We start from the raw sequence: 17409 nt of genomic DNA on the forward strand, positions 1-17409 counted from the left end.
CGGTTGATCGTCAAATTCTGGCTCAAGCGTAGGGCAAAGAACAGACACAAGACAGATACGTCTGTGCACCCTTTGTCGTCGATTGACGCTTTCGGCAATTCCCCTGTCGTTTTTGCACCCGGCTCGGTCAGTCCCTGGGCATATGCTGGCCCCAAAGCGCCGGCAGACGATTCGGCGCGTGAATCACCTATAAAGGGGACGCCTGATGAGCCCAGCCGAATTGCACGCCGACAGCATCGTTATCGACGGGCTGATCATTGCCAAGTGGAACCGCGAGCTGTTTGAAGACATGCGCAAGGGCGGCCTGACCGCCGCCAACTGCACCGTGTCGGTGTGGGAAGGCTTCCAGGCCACCATCAATAACATCGTCGCCAGCCAGACCTTGATCCGCGAAAACAGTGACTTGGTGATCCCGGTGAAAACCACCGCCGACATTCGTCGGGCCAAGGAACAGGGCAAGACCGGGATCATCTTCGGCTTCCAGAATGCGCATGCCTTTGAAGACCAACTGGGTTACGTCGAGATCTTCAAGCAGCTTGGCGTTGGCGTGGTGCAGATGTGCTACAACACCCAGAACCTGGTGGGCACCGGCTGTTACGAGCGCGATGGCGGCCTGTCGGGTTTCGGGCGTGAAATCGTCGGCGAGATGAACCGCGTCGGCATCATGTGCGACCTGTCCCACGTCGGTTCCAAAACCAGCGAAGAAGTCATCCTCGAATCGAAAAAGCCGGTGTGCTACTCCCACTGCCTGCCGTCGGGTTTGAAAGAGCATCCGCGCAACAAATCCGATGAAGAACTGAAGTTCATCGCCGACCACGGCGGTTTTGTCGGCGTGACCATGTTTGCGCCGTTCCTGGCCAAGGGGATCGATTCGACCATCGATGACTACGCCGAAGCCATCGAATACACGATGAATATCGTCGGCGAAGATGCCATCGGCATCGGCACCGACTTCACCCAGGGCCATGGTCAGGATTTCTTCGAAATGCTGACCCACGACAAGGGTTACGCCCGCCGCCTGACCAGCTTCGGCAAGATCATCAATCCGCTGGGCATCCGCACGGTGGGCGAGTTCCCCAACCTCACCGAGACCCTGCTCAAGCGCGGCCACAGTGAGCACGTGGTGCGCAAGATCATGGGCCAGAACTGGGTCAACGTCCTCAAGGATGTCTGGGGCGAATAAGCCGCCACTCAACCACACATCGAATTTTTCTGGAGTTAAGTTTCCATGGCCAAGATCGCCCCGCAATTACCTATCGAAGTCGACAGTGAAACCGGTATCTGGACCTCCGATGCCTTGCCGATGCTGTATGTGCCGCGTCATTTCTTCGTCAACAACCACATGGGCATCGAAGAAGTCCTCGGCGCTGATGCCTACGCCGAAATCCTCTACAAGGCCGGCTACAAATCCGCCTGGCACTGGTGCGAGAAAGAGGCCGAGTGCCACGGCCTGGAAGGTGTCGCGGTGTTCGAGCACTACATGAAGCGCCTGTCGCAACGCGGCTGGGGCCTGTTCAAGATCCAGGACATCGACCTCGACAAAGGCACCGCCAGCGTCAAGCTGGAACACTCGGCGTTCGTCTACGTGTATGGCAAGGTCGGGCGCAAGGTCGACTACATGTTCACCGGCTGGTTTGCCGGCGCCATGGACCAAATCCTGCAAGCGCGCGGCAGCAGTATTCGCACCGTCGCCGAACAAGTCTACGGCGGCTCCGAAGAAGGCCACGACGATGGCCTGTTCACCGTCAAGCCGCTGTAAGTCGAGGACCCTGCCATGGCTTTCGAAGCAATGTTCGCGCCGATCCAGATCGGCAAACTGACCATCCGCAACCGCGTGCTCAGTACTGCCCACGCCGAGGTGTATGCCACCGACGGCGGCATGACCACTGACCGCTACGTCAAATACTACGAAGAGAAAGCCAAGGGCGGCATCGGCCTGGCGATCTGTGGCGGTTCGTCGGTGGTGGCCATCGACAGTCCGCAGGAATGGTGGTGTTCGGTGAACCTGTCCACCGACCGCATCATCCCGCACTTCCAGAATCTGGCCGACGCCATGCACAAGCATGGCGCCAAGATCATGATCCAGATTACCCATATGGGCCGTCGCTCGCGTTGGGACGGCTTTAACTGGCCGACCCTGATGTCGCCGTCCGGCGTGCGTGAGCCGGTACACCGCGCGACGTGCAAGACCATCGAGCCGGAGGAAATCTGGCGCGTGATCGGCAACTACGCCCAAGCCGCGCGACGTGCCAAGGCCGGTGGTTTGGACGGTGTTGAATTGTCCGCGGTGCACCAACACATGATCGACCAGTTCTGGAGCCCACGGGTCAACAAGCGTACCGACGAATGGGGTGGCTCCTTCGAAGGCCGTATGAAGTTCGGCCTGGAAGTACTGAAAGCCGTGCGCGCCGAGGTCGGTGACGACTTTTGCGTGGGCATACGTCTGTGCGGCGACGAGTTCCATCCGGACGGCCTGTCCCACGAGGACATGAAGCAAATCGCCAAGTACTACGACGACACCGGCATGCTGGACTTCATCGGTGTGGTGGGCTCGGGTTGCGACACCCACAACACCCTGGCCAACGTTATCCCGAACATGAGTTATCCACCGGAGCCGTTCCTGCACCTGGCGGCCGGCATCAAGGAAGTGGTCAAGGTCCCGGTGCTGCACGCGCAGAACATCAAGGACCCGAACCAGGCCACGCGCATTCTTGAAGGCGGCTACGTGGACATGGTCGGCATGACGCGCGCGCACATCGCCGACCCGCACCTGATCGCCAAGATCAAGATGGGCCAGATCGACCAGATCAAGCAGTGCGTTGGCGCCAACTATTGCATCGACCGTCAATACCAGGGCCTGGATGTGTTGTGCATTCAGAACGCCGCGACTTCCCGTGAATACATGGGCGTGCCGCACATCATCGAAAAAACCACCGGGCCCAAGCGCAAGGTGGTGGTGGTCGGCGCCGGCCCGGCAGGGATGGAAGCCGCACGCGTGGCCGCCGAACGTGGGCACGATGTGATCTTGTTCGAGAAAAAGGAGTTCATTGGCGGCCAGATCACCACGGCCTCCAAGGCCCCGCAGCGCGATCAGATCGCCGGCATCACCCGCTGGTATCAGCTGGAACTGGCGCGCTTGAAAGTCGATCTGCGCCTGGGCGTGGCCGCGGACGCCGCGACCATTCTCGACGTGCGTCCGGATGTGGTGGTGCTGGCCGTCGGCGGGCATCCGTTCATCGAGCAGAACGAACACTGGGGCGCGGCCGAAGGGCTGGTGGTCAGCAGTTGGGACGTGCTCGACGGCAAGGTTGCGCCGGGCAAGAACGTGCTGGTCTACGACACTATCTGTGAGTTCACCGGTATGTCGGTGGCCGACTTCCTCGCGGACAAAGGCTGCCAGGTCGAAATCGTCACCGACGACATCAAACCGGGCGTGGCGGTGGGCGGGACGTCGTTCCCTACCTACTACCGCAGCATGTACCCCAAGGAAGTGATCATGACCGGCGACATGATGCTGGAAAAGGTCTATCGCGAAGGCGACAAGCTGGTGGCGGTGCTGGAGAACGAATACACCGGCGCCCAGGAGGAACGGGTCGTCGATCAGGTGGTGATCGAGAATGGTGTGCGGCCTGACGAAGAAATCTACTACGCACTCAAGCCGGGCTCGCGCAACAAAGGCCAGATCGACGTCGAAGCGTTATTTGCGATCAAGCCGCAACCGTGCCTGAGCGAGGCGGGCGATGGGTACTTGCTGTTCCGCATCGGCGACTGCGTGGCTCAGCGTAATACCCATGCCGCGATCTATGACGCCCTGCGCCTGTGCAAGGATTTCTAGGCAACCTCCTTTGTAGGAGCGAGCTGGCTCGCGAAAAACTCAAAGACACTGCGTTCATCCAGATTGGGCGCGTAATCGTTGACGATCTTCGCGAGCAAGCTCGCTCCTACAAAACCCTTGCGGGAGCTTCACCATGTTGAACATCCTTCTTCCCATCCTGCTGTTCGCCGCGCTGGGCCTCGCGGTCCTTGGCGCCTTGCGGCGGGTGAACATGTGGCGTCGTGGCCGGGCTTCCAAGGTGGATTTGCTCGGCGGCCTGCTGGCCATGCCCAAGCGCTACATGGTCGACTTGCACCATGTGGTCGCCCGCGACAAGTACATCGCCAATACCCACGTCGCCACGGCGCTGGGTTTTGTGCTGTCGGCGCTGCTGGCGGTGCTGGTGCATGGCTTCGGCCTGCACAATCGCCTCCTTGGCTATGCGCTGTTGCTGGCTTCGGTGCTGATGTTTGTCGGTGCCACCTTTGTCTACCTGCGTCGCCGCAATCCACCGTCACGCTTGTCGAAAGGCCCGTGGATGCGCCTGCCGAAAAGCCTGATGGCGTTCTCGGTGAGTTTCTTCCTGGTGACCTTGCCGGTAGCCGGCATCCTGCCGGCGGACTTTGGCGGCTGGCTGCTGGCGGCGCTGCTGAGTGTGGGTGTGCTGTGGGGCGTGTCGGAGATGTTCTTCGGCATGACCTGGGGCGGCCCGATGAAACACGCCTTTGCCGGTGCGTTGCACCTGGCCTGGCACCGTCGCGCGGAACGCTTTGGTGGTGGCCGCTCGACCGGTCTGAAAGCACTGGACCTGAAAGACAAAAACGCTCCCCTGGGCGTTGAAAAACCCAAGGATTTCACCTGGAACCAACTGCTCGGCTTTGACGCGTGCGTGCAATGCGGCAAGTGCGAAGCCGCGTGCCCGGCGTTCGCCGCCGGCCAGCCGCTGAACCCGAAAAAACTCATCCAGGACATGGTGGTCGGCCTGGCGGGTGGCACCGATGCAAAGTTCGCCGGCAGCCCTTATCCAGGTAAGCCGGTGGGCGAGCACAGCGGCAATCCGCACCAGCCAATCGTCAACGGCCTGGTGGATGCCGAGACGCTGTGGTCCTGCACCACCTGTCGGGCCTGTGTGGAAGAATGCCCGATGATGATCGAGCACGTGGACGCCATCGTCGACATGCGCCGCCACCTGACCCTGGAAAAAGGCGCGACCCCGAATAAGGGCGCCGAAGTCCTGGAAAACCTGATCGCCACCGACAACCCCGGCGGTTTTGCCCCGGGCGGACGGATGAACTGGGCGGCGGATTTGAACCTGAACTTGCTCAGCGACAAGCAGACCACCGACGTGCTGTTCTGGGTCGGTGATGGTGCCTTCGACATGCGCAACCAGCGCACCTTGCGCGCTTTCGTCAAAGTGCTGAAAGCGGCCAAGGTCGACTTCGCCGTGCTCGGCCTGGAAGAGCGCGACAGCGGCGACGTTGCGCGGCGCCTGGGCGATGAAGCGACGTTCCAGTTGCTGGCGACACGCAATATCCAGACCCTGGCCAAATACAGCTTCAAGCGCATCGTCACCTGCGATCCGCACAGCTTTCATGTGCTGAAAAACGAATACGGCGCGTTCGACGGCAACTACCTCGTGCAGCACCACAGCACCTATCTGGCCGAGCTGATCGCCGCTGGCGCCCTGAACCTGGGCCGGCATAAAGGCGATAGCGTGACTTACCACGATCCCTGCTACCTGGGCCGCTATAACGGCGAGTACCAAGCACCGCGAGATGTGCTGCGGGCGCTGGGCATCGAGGTCAAGGAAATGCAACGCTCCGGTTTCCGCTCGCGTTGCTGCGGTGGTGGCGGTGGTGCGCCGATCACCGATATTCCTGGCAAGCAGCGGATTCCCGACATGCGTATGGAAGACATCCGTGAGACCGGCGCCGAACTGGTGGCCGTGGGCTGTCCACAATGTACGGCGATGCTCGAAGGCGTGGTCGAACCGCGCCCGTTGATCAAAGACATTGCCGAGTTGGTGGCGGACGCGTTGCTGGATGACGCCGCAGCCGCCAGCACACCGGCCAAGCGTGAACCCGCGGAGGTGCATTGATGAGCGACATTATCCGCCGTGACCCACGGGCCGAATGGATCGCCCGCAACCGCTTGCACCCGCTGCACGCAGCCATGCAGCCGGTACAACACAGCTGGATGGGGCCCAACGGTGTCGTGCGCAAAAATGTCCACGGTGTCGGTTTTATCGGCCCCAACGGCATCAAGCGTATAGACCGCAGCGGCGCCCAGCAGGGCGGCGCGGCCAAGCGTACAGCAGCGGTGGCGGTGCAACTGCCGCTGCATCAGATCACAACCCCGGCGTTCTACATAAACGTAGTACCGGACATGGTCGGTGGCCGATTGAGCAGCCACGACCGCGACTTGCTGGGCCTGGCGCGACAGTTGGCCGGCAGCGACGGCGCGGTGTTGGCGGTGGTGTTCGGTGAACATAAGGAAAGCGCCTTCGACAGCGCCGGAGTGGACCGCCTGCTGGTGTTGGAGGGTCCAGTGTTCGAGGGTTATTCACCGGAACAGCGGGTCCAGGGCTTGCGGGCTGTGGATAACCAGTTCAACCCGCGCCACTGGCTGTTGCCGGATAGCCGCAGCGGCGGCGCGGAACTCGGCCGGCGCTTCGCGGCGAGCATCCAGGAACGCCCGGCCACTCGGGTTTGGCAGGTCAAGGACCAAACGTGCATCGGCCGTGCCGGTGCGGGCCAGCAAGACTTGGCCCGGTCACTGCCGCGGATGATTCTGGCCGCTGCAGAGTGCGCGGATCCGGTCAGTGACACGCGTCATGAAGTGTTGCCCGTGGAGTTATCCACAGCCCTGGCGCGCAGCTTGCCGCGTATTGAAGACCTGGGCGCGGTCGCGGTGGACCCAGGCGCGATTCCGATGGCCGAAGCCGAGTTTATTTTCTCCGGTGGCAACGGCGTCAAGGACTGGGACTTGTTCCACCAGACCGCCGCCGCCCTGGGCGCGACCGAAGGGGCGTCGCGGGTCGCGGTGGATGATGGCTTTATGGCGCGTGATCGTCAGGTCGGCGCCAGCGGCATCTGGGTGACCGCCCGGGTATACGTGGCCGTGGGTATTTCCGGGGCGATCCAGCATCTGCAAGGCATTGGTGCCTGCGACAAGGTGGTGGCGATCAACCTCGATCCCGGTTGCGACATGATCAAGCGTGCCGACTTGTCGGTGATCGGCGAAAGCGCCGCGATTCTGCAAGCCTTGATCACGGCGGTCGAGACCTACCGCAATGGCGCCAAGCGCGATGCGGCTTAAGCAAAGGATATGGCCATGACGACCAATGTAATCAGCCTGGTGTCCATCGGCGCGCACCCGACCTCCGGCCGGCCGCGCCGCGCCGAACAAGACGCGCGCGCCGTGGAACTGGGTTTGCAACTGGCTGGGGATAACCTGCAAGTGCTGCACGCAGGTGATATTGCCGAGCCGACCCTGCGCGCTTATCTGGGCATGGGGCTTACCCAACTGTATGTGCTGGAACAACCGGAGGGCGCCGACGCCTTGCCGGTGCTCAGTGATTATCTGCGCGGTTCCGATACCCAAGTGGTCCTCACCGGCAGCCAGGCGGAAACCGGTGAAGGTTCAGGGATGCTGCCGTACCTGCTGGCCGACCAGTTGGGTTGGCCGCTGATCGTTGGCCTGGCCCAGGTGGAATCCATCGATGCCGGCGTGGCCCAGGTGCTGCAAGCCCTGCCACGTGGTCAACGGCGCCGCTTGAAAGTGCGCTTGCCGTTCCTCGCCACGGTGGACAACGCCGCGCCCAAGCCTCGGCAAAGTGCCTACGGCCCGGCCCAGCGTGGCGTATTGGAGGCCCACGAGGTGCATGTGGTGGAGGATGAGTTATTCACAGGCGCTGTGTTGCAACCGGCCAAGCCCCGGCCCAAGCGTCTGAAGGTGATCAAGGCCAAAAGCGGCGCTGACCGGATGAAGGCTGCGACGGCCAAGGCCAGTGGCGGCGGTGGGCAAGTACTCAAGGGCGTCAGCCCGGAAGAGGGTGCCCAGGCGATTCTCAAGTTGTTGATCGAGGAAGGTGTGGTGCGCTGAGCACCCGTAACGATGACGCCCGGCCAATCCCGAGACCGGTATGCCCGCCGGTCGTCATGTACTGGCCGGCACTGCCAGCCATAAGCCTGCCATCTAAGTTGATTCTTCTATCACCCTCCAGCACTTCGCCGCCGCAGGTGCTCAGAAGTCTATGTTCTCCAACGCAGTCTTAATCTGCGCTGGAGGGCGACCAACATGTTGTGATCACTGGTTACCCACAATCCCTGTTGGCGTATCTGTGGATAACCTGTTCGCGGCTCCTTGCACCCCAGGCAAATAAACGCCTGCAGCCCTCTGTACGAAAACTGATCAACATAACCTGCGGTTTTTTCTCGGGTTTTTCTGTGGAAAAAGTAAAATACCGATCCCGACTTGCCCCCAAAGTCTGTTGGCGCTTCTGTGGATAAGATGTTTGCTATCCGCTGCAGGCCACGTAGACAGAGGCTTTTGTCTGTTTGGTCAAAATATGATCAATGTCGTCATTTCAGCATTTAAATCCCCTCAAAGCCGCGATTCTGCGTGGCTTCAGCAGGTTTTCCACAGATCGGCCGAAGTTGCCCCCAAAGTCTGTTGGTGCTTCTGTGGATAAGGTGTTCGCAGTACAGCTGCAGCCCCTATAAATCGGGGTCTCAGGGCTTTAGATCAAAAAATGATCAGTTGGGAGTAAATACGCAGCTTTTGAATAAGTCACGGATTTTCATGATTTTATTTTGAGAAACGAGAGCAGTTGCCCACAATTGCTGTGGGTGGCTCTGTGGATAAGTTGTTGGGCAAAGGCTGGGAGCGTGAGTATCAGGGGGCCTGCACATTATTGGGTGTTTTTTGTACAGCGCAAATCTGCGTGTGGGAGCAACTGTCTTCACCATGCCATTCGTCACCGCCACTCAGTGCCATCTCGCAACATGGCATTGAGCCTAATCAGCAGTACACGCATGCAGGCGATGAGCGCGACCTTCGCGCTCTTACCTCGCTCTCGAAGGCCTTCGTAGCGTGCCTTGAAGTCGGGCTGATGGCGGATTACAACCCAGCAGGACATGTACAGAGCCCGTCTGACACGGGCTCTGCCTCCATAGATATGTCGCTTCCCGCTGTGATTACCGCTGTCGTCGTTCAAGGGCGCGATACCTGCCAAGGCCGCAACCTCACGGCGATCAAGCTCACCTAGTTCGGGCAGATAAACCAGCAAACTCGCGGTGGCAACCGTACCGATACCTTTAACAGAGATGAGCCGCTGGGCTTTTTCTGCGTCCAGTTCGTGCATGCTCTGATTGATGGCCTTATCAAGTTGCCTGATTTGCGTTTGCAGGAAGTGAATATGGCCTTTGATCAGCGCAATAACGGCTGGTAGCTGGGCTTGCTGAAGACGGCGCTTATTGTCGTCTCGTTGCTGAACGAAATGCTCGCGCTGCTGAACCAGCTCGCGGAGCGCTTCACGCTCAGGCGAAATAACCTTGCTGCTTGAGGCATTCAGCACTTCAGCAAAGTCTGCTAGAACGGCCGCATCAATAGCGTCAGTCTTCGCATTCTTGCCCATCGCCACGGCAAAGGATCTGGCTCGGCGAGGATTGACCCTGAGCACCTTGAAGTTTGCGCCTTGCAGAGCCGCCATGGCATTACGCTCATAGCCCCCGGTGGCCTCCAGCAAAATCAGACTGACTTCAAACTGACTCAATCGTCGAATCAGCTCAAGAAATCCTTCTGAAGTGTTTGAAACATCGAAACCTTCGCTCTGTGGTTTAACCCAGACGACAAGGTTTGATTTTGAGATGTCGATACCGACCCAGGAAATCATGGCAAAACCCTCTTACACTCAGATGTGAGAGTGCTCTGGCTTTGCCCACGCTTGTGATTTCGAGTGGCTGCTCGTCCAACTGTTCGGGCTTGTAGGCCAGAGTGGAAAGGTGGATGGCAGCTCGGCTCCCACACGTGCTTTGAGCACCGCGGACTTGCAGCTTGCCATCCACCCCTCTCACCCCAGAGTTTATTCCTAGATCAAGACACAAGCGGGCTTGCTCGCGATAGCGTAGTGTCATTCAACGAATCAGTTGGCTGATACACCACTATCGCGAGCAAGCCCGCTCCCACATTTTGGTTGCCGGTAGCTCAGTTATTCGTGGGCCGCGACGCCTTTGAGGTACGCCGCAGGTTCAGCGCCCAGATTGTTCAGCATCCGTTCGCTGTACCAATCCACAAAGTTCACCACGCCAAACTCGTACGTCTTGGAGTACGGCCCGGGCTGGTAAGCGGTGGAGTTGATCCCGCGCTGGTTCTCTTCGGCCAGGCGTCGGTCCTGGTTGTTAGTGGCGTCCCATACCAGGCGCATGCGCTCGACGTCGTAATCCACGCCTTCCACGGCATCCTTGTGGACCAGCCATTTGGTGGTGACCAGGGTTTCCTGGGCGCTGATCGGCCACACGGTAAAGACGATGATGTGATCGCCCATGCAATGGTTCCACGAGTGGGGCAGGTGCAGGATGCGCATCGAGCCGAGGTCCGGGTTTTTGATCCGGCCCATGAGCTTCTGGCAGCCTTGCTTGCCATCGAGGGTCATCGACACAGTGCCTTTGAGCAGTGGCATGCGCACGATACGGTTGCGCAGGCCGAAGCTGGCGTGGGCGTAAGGAATTTTTTCCGCATCCCAGGCGGCGGCGGAGGCGGCCACGTGGTCCTTGAAAGCCTGGTCGGCGCGCGGGTCGGTAACGTCGTCCCATTCCAGCAGGGTTTTCAACAGCTCGGGGTGCGACGCGTTGCAGTGATAGCACTCGCGGTTGTTTTCCAACACCAGTTTCCAGTTGGCTTGTTCCCTCAAGGTGGTTTGCAACGCCACCTTGGTGTTTTCCATGTCGTACGGTTCCATGTAATGGGTCAGCGTCGCCAGGAAGTCATCGATGGCCGGCGGGTTTTCGGCCAGGCTGATGAAAATATAGCCCCCCGCGGTCTTCACGTTCACGGGCTTGAGGCCGTACTGCTGCATGTCGAAGTCGGCGCCCATCTCGGTGCCGGCGAACAACAGGCGCCCGTCCAGTTCGTAGGTCCACTGGTGGTAATGGCAGACCAGCTTGGCGACCTTGCCCTTGTCGCTGGTGCACAAGCGTGAACCGCGATGGCGGCAGACGTTGTGGAACGCGTGTACCACGCCTTCGGCACCGCGGATCACGATGATCGGATTCTTGCCCACTTGCAGGGTCAAGTAGTTGCCTTTGGCGGGGATTTCGCAGGTCATGCCGGCGATCAGCCATTCTTTCTGGAAGATCTCCTGCATGTCGATATCAAACAGCCGTTCATCAGAGTAAAACGGCTGGGGCAGGGAAAAGGTGCGTTCGCGCTCTTGCAGCATTTGCGCGGTGGCCTTGCGTGCGGGTTCCAGCGGATCGCCGAGGCTTAAGGTTGCGGTGACGTCCATCGTATGTGTCCTCAAGGCCATTCTGTGTGGCCGGGATAAGTGGCTACGGTTATTGCATTGCAAGGCGTAAAACTGTGTATTTGATGGGTGCGAGTGTGGGCCCGGCTTCATCCGTAACCTTGTCCATGAGCGACATGCCCCACTCTGTTCCCGACGCGCAACCCCAGTGGTATAGGGGCTGGTTGCGATAAGTATGTGAATGTCGCTGGCAGGTAAATGGACGAATCTCGCCTTACGCAGAATCGCCAGCATAAAGCCGACGTACGGCCGTGGAGAACAGCATGTCCAACAGCTTCCTGAATCCGGTCACCACCCAGACCTGGGCCAATGGTCGTCATATAGTCCGTTGCGTCAAAGTCATCCAGGAAACCTGGGACGTGCGCACGTTTTGCTTCATGGCCGACCAGCCGATCCTGTTCTTCTTCAAGCCCGGGCAGTTCGTCACCCTGGAGCTGGAAATCGAAGGCCAGCCGATCATGCGCTCCTATACCATTTCCAGTTCGCCGTCGGTGCCCTACAGCTTCTCGGTGACTATCAAGCGCGTGCCGGGCGGCCGTGTTTCCAATTGGTTGCACGACACGCTTCACGAAGGGCAAGAGCTGGCGGTGCACGGGCCGGTCGGGCTGTTTAATGCCATCGACTACACCAATCCGAAAGTGCTGTACCTCAGTGGTGGCGTGGGTATCACACCGGTGATGTCCATGGCGCGTTGGTATTACGACACCAACGCCAATGTCGACATGGTGTTTGTCCACAGCGCCCGCACGCCCAAAGACATCATTTACCACCGCGAGCTGGAGCACATGGCGTCGCGGATCGATAACTTCAGCCTGCACCTGATTTGCGAAAAGCACGGGTTGGGCGAGCCATGGGCGGGTTATCGCGGTTATCTGAACCAGAAAATGCTCGAACTGATGGTGCCGGACTTCCTTGAGCGTGAAGTGTTCTGCTGCGGCCCCACGCCGTACATGAACGCGGTCAAGCGCCTGCTGGAAGCCAATGGCTTCGACATGAGTCGCTACCACGAGGAATCGTTTGGCGCGACGCCGGCCGAAGCCCGCGCCGATGCGGTGGAGCAAGCCGAACAAGCGGCGGACGCCCCGGAAATCGACCTGGCGGATCTGCACCAGGTGGAGTTCATTTCGTCGGGCAAGAGCATTCGCGTGGCCCCGGGCGAGACAGTCCACGCCGCTGCGGCCAAGCTTGGCCTGCTGATTCCCAAAGCCTGCGGCATGGGGATCTGCGGCACCTGCAAAGTGATGAAGCTGGGCGGCGAAGTGGAGATGGAGCACAACGGCGGGATCACCGAGGAAGACGAAGCCGAAGGCTACATCCTGTCGTGCTGCAGCGTGCCGAAGGGCGACGTGCGTATCGAGTTCTGATACGAGGGCTCCATCTGTGGCGAGTCTCCTCGCCACAGATGGAGCGGGTCTCAGGCGCCCATCACTTCCCGAATATCCGCCGCCAGTTCTCGCACGCGCGCCTCTTCGGTGTCCCACGCACACATGAACCGCGCGCCACCCTTGCCGATAAAGGTGTAGAAGCGCCAGCCCTTGGCTGTCAGCGCGGCGATGGCCGGTTCGGAGAGTTGCAGGAACACGCCGTTGGCCTGCACCGGAAACATCAACTCAACTCCCGGAATGTCCGCCACCAGGTGGCTGAGCAACTGCGCGCAGTGGTTGGCATGCCGGGCATGTTTGAGCCAGGCGTCGTTTTCCAGCAAGCCGACCCAGGGCGCCGATAGGAAGCGCATTTTCGAGGCCAACTGTCCCGCCTGTTTGCAGCGGTAATCGAAGTCCTCGGCCAGCTTGTGGTTGAAGAACAGGATCGCTTCGCCCACCGCCATGCCGTTTTTGGTGCCGCCGAAGCACAGCACGTCGACGCCGGCTTTCCAGGTCAGGTCGGCGGGCGAGCAGCCGAGGAACGCGCAGGCGTTGGAGAAACGCGCGCCGTCCATATGCAGGTTCAACCCCAACTCCTTGCACGTCACGCTGATGGCGCGGATTTCTTCCGGGGTGTAGACGCTGCCCACTTCGGTGGCTTGGGTCAGGGTGACAACGCGGGGCTTGGGGTAGTGAATGTCCTGGCGCTTGAGGGCGATCTCGCGGATCGACTCCGGCGTCAGCTTGCCGTTTTCGGTGCGGGCGACGAGCAGCTTGGAGCCGTTGGAGAAAAACTCCGGCGCGCCGCATTCGTCGGTTTCGACGTGGGCGGTTTCCGAGCAAATCACGCTATGGTAGCTCTGGCACAGTGAAGAGAGTGCCAGGGAGTTGGCCGCAGTGCCGTTGAAGGCGAAGAACACTTCGCAGTCGGTTTCGAACAGTTTGCGGAAACCGTCGGCGGCGCGGAGGGTCCATTCATCATCGCCATACGCACGTTGATGGCCCTGGTTGGCGAGCTCCATGGCGGCCCAGGCTTCCGGACAGATACCGGAATAGTTGTCGCTGGCGAATTGTTGGCTCTTGTCAGTCATGGCCCGTTCCTGTGATCGATATTGGTGCGCACTTTAACCAAGAATATCCGGCGTGCGCACGCAGTGTTAATGCAAAATCTGTGGGGAATTATGCACGGTACTGAAACGATTCCTGTAAGGCGCGTCCGCGATGGCGCGCTTGACCTGCTCAAATGGCTGGCACTGCTGTGCATGGTGCTGGATCACCTGCGGTATATCGGGTTGAGTCTTGACGGGCTGTATGTACCGGGCCGTCTGGCGTTCCCGTGGTTTTGCCTGGCGATTGCAGCGAACCTGCACCGGGTCAAGGATGCCTCGCCGACCTTTCAATGGCGTTACCTGGGTTGGCTGCTGCTGTTCAGCGTGATCAGTGAGGTGCCGTATCGGATGTTTATCGCCGATGCCGCGACGCTCAACGTATTACCGAGCCTGGCGCTGGGATTGCTGGTTGCCAGAGGATGGCAGCAAAAGACGCTTTTTGATCGAGGTTTGGCGCTGATCGCCGTCGCAATAGCCGCGGTGTTTTCCACGCACCTGATGTTCGGCTTCTTTGGTGTATTACTGCCGCTGGCAATGCTGTTGGTGTTCCGTCGCCCATGGTATTTCAGCCTGTTGCCGGGACTGGTCTGTGTTGCCGCCAACCAATGGCACGTTCTGCTCGAAAGCGCCAACGCCGTCGCATTGTCGGGGTTGGTCGCTTGCCTGATCGCGCCATTGGCCGGCCTGGTCCTGTTGCGACATGCCGCAAACGCCTCGCCACCGGCCATGCGTCGCTGGGCGTATGCGCTTTACCCCGGGCATTTCCTCGTGCTGCTACTTATCCGCCAGCTCATCGCCTGATCCTCTGTAGGCGCGAGCTTGCTCGCGAAAAACGCCAAAATAACGCGTGCATGCTGAATGAGCGCGGTGCCCTCTGGTTTTTCGCGAGCAAGCTCGCTCTTGCACATTTTCAGCCCCCCTCAAAACTATTTGCTCAGGCCATGTCGTAAACGCACCTTTGCGTGGCGCCCGTAGGCATTTGACCTCTTCAAGCCAGCCCTACCATCGCATCAAAGGGCCCTGCACGGGCCTCAACAATACGAAAGGCTGGGAGAGACGCGATGTTCAGCAAACAAGACCAGATCCAGGGATATGACGACGCACTGTTGGCGGCGATGAATGCCGAGGAACAGCGTCAGGAAGATCATATCGAGCTGATCGCGTCAGAGAACTACACCAGCAAGCGCGTGATGGAGGCTCAAGGCAGCGGCCTCACCAACAAATACGCTGAAGGCTATCCGGGCAAGCGCTATTACGGCGGTTGCGAGCACGTGGACAAGGTCGAAGCCCTGGCCATCGAGCGTGCCAAGCAGCTGTTCGGTGCCGATTACGCCAACGTCCAGCCGCATTCCGGTTCCTCCGCCAACAGCGCGGTATATCTGGCACTGTTGAACGCCGGTGACACCATCCTCGGCATGAGCCTGGCTCACGGCGGTCACTTGACCCACGGCGCCAAGGTGTCGTCCTCGGGCAAGCTGTACAACGCCGTGCAATACGGGATCAACACCGACACCGGCCTGATCGATTATGACGAAGTCGAGCGCCTGGCCGTCGAGCACAAGCCGAAGATGCTGGTCGCAGGCTTCTCCGCCTACTCGAAAACCCTGGATTTCCCGCGCTTCCGTCAGATTGCCGACAAGGTCGGTGCGCTGTTGTTCGTCGACATGGCTCACGTCGCCGGCCTGGTCGCCGCCGGCCTGTACCCGAACCCGCTGCCGTACGCCGATGTGGTCACCACCACCACCCACAAGACCCTGCGCGGTCCGCGTGGCGGGCTGATCCTGGCCAAGGCCAACGAAGAGATTGAAAAGAAACTCAACGCAGCCGTATTCCCCGGCGCCCAGGGCGGCCCGTTGATGCACGTGATCGCTGGCAAGGCGGTGTGCTTCAAGGAAGCGCAGGAACCTGGCTTCAAGGCGTATCAGCAACAAGTGATCGACAACGCCCAGGCCATGGCCGGCGTGTTTATCAAACGCGGCTACGATGTAGTGTCCGGCGGTACCGATAATCACCTGTTCCTGGTCAGCCTGATCCGCCAGGGCCTCACCGGCAAAGAGGCAGACGCCGCCCTGGGTCGCGCGCATATCACCGTCAACAAGAACGCGGTGCCGAATGATCCACAGTCGCCGTTCGTGACGTCGGGTTTGCGCATCGGCACTCCGGCGGTGACCACGCGTGGTTTCAAAGTGCCGCAGTGCACCGAGTTGGCAGGCTGGATCTGCGACATCCTCGACAACCTCGGCGACGCCGACGTCGAGGCCAACGTGGCCAAGCATGTGTCCGCCCTGTGCGCTGATTTCCCGGTTTATCGCTGAGCGCGGTTTTGGAGTAATGACTATGCAACGCTACTCGGGCTTCGGCCTCTTCAAGCACTCACTCAGCCATCACGAAAACTGGCAGCGCATGTGGCGCACGCCCACGCCGAAAAAGCTCTACGACGTGGTCATCGTCGGCGGTGGCGGGCATGGTCTGGCGACGGCGTACTACCTGGCGAAAGAACACGGCATCACCAACGTGGCCGTGGTCGAGAAGGGCTGGCTGGGCGGTGGCAACACCGCGCGTAATACCACGATCGTGCGTTCCAACTACCTGTGGGACGAGTCGGCGCACCTCTACGAACACGCGATGAAACTCTGGGAAGGCCTGTCTCAGGACTTGAACTACAACGTGATGTTCTCCCAGCGTGGCGTCTACAACCTGTGCCATACCCTGCAGGACATCCGCGATTCCGAGCGCCGCGTCAGCGCCAACCGCCTCAACGGCGTGGACGGCGAACTGCTCAATGCCCAGCAAGTGGCCGACGAGATTCCGTACCTCGACTGCTCGAAAAACACCCGCTACCCGGTACTCGGCGCGACCGTGCAACGGCGTGGCGGCGTGGCCCGTCACGATGCCGTGGCCTGGGGCTTTGCCCGCGCCGCCGACGCACTCGGCGTGGACTTGATCCAGCAGACCGAAGTGATCGGTTTCCGCAAGGAAAACGGCGTGTGCATCGGCGTGGAAACCAACAAAGGCTTTATCGGCGCCAAGCGCGTCGGTGTGGTGACGGCCGGTAACTCCGGGCATATGGCGGGGCTTGCGGGCTTCCGCCTGCCGATCGAATCCCACCCGCTGCAAGCGCTGGTGTCGGAGCCGATCAAACCGATCATCGACAGCGTGATCATGTCCAACGCCGTACACGGCTACATCAGCCAGTCCGACAAGGGCGACCTGGTGATCGGCGCCGGTATCGACGGCTACAACGGCTACGGCCAGCGCGGCTCGTACCCGGTGATTGAACACACCGTGCAGGCCATCGTCGAGATGTTCCCGGTGCTCTCGCGGGTGCGCATGAACCGCCAATGGGGCGGCATCGTCGATACCACGCCGGACGCCTGCCCGATCATCTCCAAGACCCCAGTGCCGAACATGTTTTTCAACTGCGGTTGGGGCACCGGTGGCTTCAAGGCCACTCCGGGCTCGGGCAACGTGTTTGCCGCCAGCCTGGCCAAGGGTGAAATGCACCCGCTGGCCGCACCTTTCTCCATCGACCGTTTCCACAACGGTGCGTTGATCGACGAACACGGCGCTGCGGCCGTCGCCCACTAACAGGAGAAA

13 protein-coding genes are annotated in these 17409 nt (G+C 60.2%); 10 read left to right on the forward strand and 3 right to left on the reverse strand.

Going from position 1 to position 17409, the window contains the following annotated elements:
- Positions 1 to 205 precede the first annotated feature (205 nt).
- The 6 genes from BLU75_RS25115 to etfB all read left to right on the forward strand — a co-directional run bounded on the left by BLU75_RS25115 (position 206) and on the right by etfB (position 7918).
- On the forward strand, positions 206 to 1183 hold the full coding sequence (locus BLU75_RS25115; protein WP_084381873.1) for a dipeptidase: 978 nt from the start codon (positions 206 to 208) through the stop codon (positions 1181 to 1183).
- Positions 1184 to 1228: 45 nt separating this feature from the next.
- Positions 1229 to 1759, forward strand: coding sequence for a DUF5943 domain-containing protein (locus tag BLU75_RS25120; protein ID WP_084381872.1), 531 nt, complete (start codon positions 1229 to 1231; stop codon positions 1757 to 1759).
- A 15-nt stretch (positions 1760 to 1774) separates the two neighbouring features.
- Positions 1775 to 3835 (forward strand): dimethylglycine demethylation protein DgcA, encoded by a 2061-nt coding sequence (gene dgcA, locus BLU75_RS25125; RefSeq protein ID WP_084381871.1) that lies wholly within the window; start codon positions 1775 to 1777, stop codon positions 3833 to 3835.
- Between the two features lie 133 nt (positions 3836 to 3968).
- On the forward strand, positions 3969 to 5912 hold the full coding sequence (gene dgcB, locus BLU75_RS25130) for a dimethylglycine demethylation protein DgcB (RefSeq protein ID WP_084381870.1): 1944 nt from the start codon (positions 3969 to 3971) through the stop codon (positions 5910 to 5912).
- On the forward strand, positions 5912 to 7132 hold the full coding sequence (etfA, locus tag BLU75_RS25135) for an electron transfer flavoprotein subunit alpha (RefSeq protein WP_084381869.1): 1221 nt from the start codon (positions 5912 to 5914) through the stop codon (positions 7130 to 7132). The genes dgcB and etfA overlap by 1 nt, the downstream gene beginning before the upstream one ends.
- Before the next feature lie 15 nt (positions 7133 to 7147).
- Positions 7148 to 7918, forward strand: coding sequence for an electron transfer flavoprotein subunit beta (gene etfB / locus BLU75_RS25140; protein ID WP_084381868.1), 771 nt, complete (start codon positions 7148 to 7150; stop codon positions 7916 to 7918).
- A gap of 874 nt (positions 7919 to 8792) precedes the next feature.
- On the opposite strand, the gene BLU75_RS25145 is transcribed toward etfB, so the two are convergent.
- Both BLU75_RS25145 and gbcA read right to left on the reverse strand, forming a co-directional pair.
- A complete protein-coding gene (locus tag BLU75_RS25145; RefSeq protein ID WP_084381955.1) occupies positions 8793 to 9710 on the reverse strand; it encodes an IS110 family transposase in 918 nt (305 codons plus the stop codon).
- Positions 9711 to 10025: 315 nt separating this feature from the next.
- On the reverse strand, positions 10026 to 11321 hold the full coding sequence (gene gbcA, locus BLU75_RS25150) for a glycine-betaine demethylase subunit GbcA (RefSeq protein ID WP_084379621.1): 1296 nt from the start codon (positions 11319 to 11321) through the stop codon (positions 10026 to 10028).
- Positions 11322 to 11602: 281 nt separating this feature from the next.
- Between gbcA and gbcB the strand changes: the two genes are divergently transcribed.
- The gene (gene gbcB / locus BLU75_RS25155; RefSeq protein WP_084379620.1) at positions 11603 to 12703 is read left to right on the forward strand and encodes a glycine-betaine demethylase subunit GbcB; all 1101 of its coding nucleotides are present in this window, start codon (positions 11603 to 11605) and stop codon (positions 12701 to 12703) included.
- 50 nt (positions 12704 to 12753) lie between these two features.
- On the opposite strand, the gene BLU75_RS25160 is transcribed toward gbcB, so the two are convergent.
- On the reverse strand, positions 12754 to 13794 hold the full coding sequence (locus BLU75_RS25160; protein WP_084379619.1) for a threonine aldolase family protein: 1041 nt from the start codon (positions 13792 to 13794) through the stop codon (positions 12754 to 12756).
- 90 nt (positions 13795 to 13884) lie between these two features.
- On the opposite strand from BLU75_RS25160, the gene BLU75_RS25165 reads away from it, so the two are divergent.
- From BLU75_RS25165 to BLU75_RS25175, 3 genes are all read left to right on the forward strand, one after another.
- Positions 13885 to 14613 (forward strand): TraX family protein, encoded by a 729-nt coding sequence (locus BLU75_RS25165; RefSeq protein WP_084379630.1) that lies wholly within the window; start codon positions 13885 to 13887, stop codon positions 14611 to 14613.
- Between the two features lie 260 nt (positions 14614 to 14873).
- On the forward strand, positions 14874 to 16127 hold the full coding sequence (gene glyA, locus BLU75_RS25170) for a serine hydroxymethyltransferase (protein WP_084379618.1): 1254 nt from the start codon (positions 14874 to 14876) through the stop codon (positions 16125 to 16127).
- A 22-nt stretch (positions 16128 to 16149) separates the two neighbouring features.
- Positions 16150 to 17400, forward strand: a complete 1251-nt coding sequence (locus tag BLU75_RS25175) for a sarcosine oxidase subunit beta family protein (RefSeq protein WP_084379617.1) — start codon at positions 16150 to 16152, stop codon at positions 17398 to 17400.
- Positions 17401 to 17409: the final 9 nt, after the last annotated feature.

The organism is Pseudomonas mucidolens (assembly GCF_900106045.1).
GTDB classification, from domain to species: domain Bacteria; phylum Pseudomonadota; class Gammaproteobacteria; order Pseudomonadales; family Pseudomonadaceae; genus Aquipseudomonas; species Aquipseudomonas mucidolens.